2 protein-coding genes are annotated in these 2,317 nt (G+C 65.5%); both read left to right on the forward strand.

Annotation, left to right across the window (positions count from 1 at the left end):
• Positions 1 to 181: 181 nt before the first annotated feature.
• Positions 182 to 1,825, forward strand: a complete 1,644-nt coding sequence (locus tag AC1DU6_RS27895; protein WP_477861095.1) for a glycoside hydrolase family 5 protein — start codon at positions 182 to 184, stop codon at positions 1,823 to 1,825.
• 140 nt (positions 1,826 to 1,965) lie between these two features.
• Positions 1,966 to 2,317, forward strand: a 352-nt coding sequence (locus AC1DU6_RS27900; RefSeq protein ID WP_477861097.1) for an alpha-L-fucosidase, incomplete at its 3' end; no start/stop codon positions are given.

Genomic DNA, 2,317 nt, shown 5'->3' on the forward strand with positions numbered 1-2,317 from the left:
GGGTGAACTACAGCAATTGAACGCATGACTCGGTGGGCTGGCGCGCAAGTCCTGGCGTCAGCCCGCCGACTCAAGTTACGCGTCATCGTCGAGGTCGCTTCCGAGCATCGGACCGGCCTCCCACAACGCTCGTCACCGGAGGAGACAAMCGGCCGAGCCCTTCGCTTGGAAAGGTATGACCATGAGACTGCTTCTATCAACCTTGCTCCTGGCCCTCGGTGCCAGTGCAGGCTCGGCCGTTCAGGCCCAGAACTGCGGCAGCGGTGGCGGCGCCACCGTCTGCCTGACGGCCAATGGCACGGCCAACGACATCCAGCTGAACTGGACCGTCAGCGGCGCCGTCAAGTCGTTGGAGGTTTACCGAGACACGGATTCCGATCCCAACGGCCGCAGCCGCATCGCGGTCGTCAACAAGGCCAGCACTAGCTACGGCGACGCCTCGGCCACCACTGGCACGCCCTACTGGTACTGGGTCAAGTTCACGACCAACGCCGGCAGCTACAACTCCGGCTCGGCCACGGCCACGCGCGGCAGCACTTGCGCGCCCACCGCCGTCACGCCCTACATCAACGTCGGTGGCAGTTGGACGCAGACCGCCTCGGCTTCCGTCCCCGCGGGCCAGTCGGCCATCCTCGGCCCGCAGCCGGTCTCCGGCGGCATGTGGAGCTGGAGCGGCTGCGGCACCGCCGGCGGATCCCGCGAGCAGACCGTCACGCCCACCGCCGCCTGCACGGCCACGGCCACCTACACCAACGCATGCGGCGCCAAGACGCTGCAGTCGTTCACGATCGCCGTCGCTGGCGGGATGCGCGACATCACCGCCATGCAGATGTCCAAGGAGATGTCGCCKGGCTGGAACATCGGCAACACGCTGGACGCCACGCCGACCGAGACCTCCTGGGGCAACCCATTGATCAATCAGGCGCTGATGAACGGCATCAAGAACGCCGGCTTCAAGAGCATCCGCCTGCCTGTCACCTGGACGCCACACGTCGACGCCAACGACAACATCGACCCCGTGTGGATGGCACGCGTCACACAGGTCGTCAAGTACGCCCGTAACGCCGGCCTGTACGTCGTCCTGAACCTGCACCACGAAGGCGGTTGGCTGAACAACACCACCTATGCAGCCCAGCCGGCCAACAACGCCCGGCTGACCAAGCTGTGGACGCAGATCGCCAACAACTTCAAGGACTACGACGACTACCTGCTGTTTGCCGCCATGAACGAGGTTGGCAAGGAGAACACGCAATGGGGCGCGCCCAAAGACCCGGAGTGGCTGAACGTCCAGAACGGCTACAACCAGGCGTTCGTGAACGCGGTGCGCGCCACCGGCGGCAACAACGCCAAGCGCCACCTCGTCGCGCAGGCCTACGAGACCAACATCGATATCTCATACGCGTCTGCGGTGCTGCCCACCGACACGATCGCCAACCGGCTGTTCTTCGAGATCCACTACTACGACCCGTACAACTTCACGCTCAACAGCAACAGCAACCAGTGGCAGTGGGGCGTCTCGGCGACCGATCCCAACCGCGAGACCTGGGCCAACGAGCCCTATGTGGACGCCGAGTTCCAGAAGATGAAGACGCGCTTCGTCGACCAGGGCGTGCCGGTGATCGTTGGCGAGTACGGTGCCTACAACAAGCCGAACTACCCGGGCATGCCTCCCTACCGCAAGGCCTGGGCGCAGTACGTCACGCGCTCGGCCTGGCTGCACGGCCTGGTGCCGATGTGGTGGGACACGGGCGAGATGATCGACCGCAACACCGGCGCGGTGAAGACGCCCGACGAGATCAGCACCATCGTCAACGCCACCAAGTGAAGGTCCATTCGAGCGGGCCGACGGCGCCATCCGCCGAATGCCACGCCAGATAAGCAACCAGTGGACAGCGGGCCTGGCGCCCGCACTTTTTCCAAGCGCGGGAAGCCAACGCCTCCCGCGCATTTCTCCTCGTGACTGCCATGACCGCAAAACTCGCCGCCCCTTGGAGCCGCCGCTCCTTCCTCAGCGCCGCTGCCGCCTCCGCCGGCGCCACCGGGCTGACGACCGCCCAAGCGGCGCCGGCCCCCTTCCAGGCCAACTGGGATTCCCTTGTCGACGGCTACCGCACGCCGGACTGGTTCCGCGACGCCAAGTTCGGCATCTGGGCGCACTGGAGCGCGCAATGCGTGCCCGAGATGGGCGACTGGTATGCCCGGCGCATGTACATCCAGGGCAACTGGCAGTACGACCACCACGTCAAGACCTATGGCCACCCGACCCAGGTCGGCTTCATGGAGATCCAGAACCGCTGGAAAGCCGAGAACTGGGACC

This window comes from Roseateles sp. P5_B10, assembly GCF_056400485.1.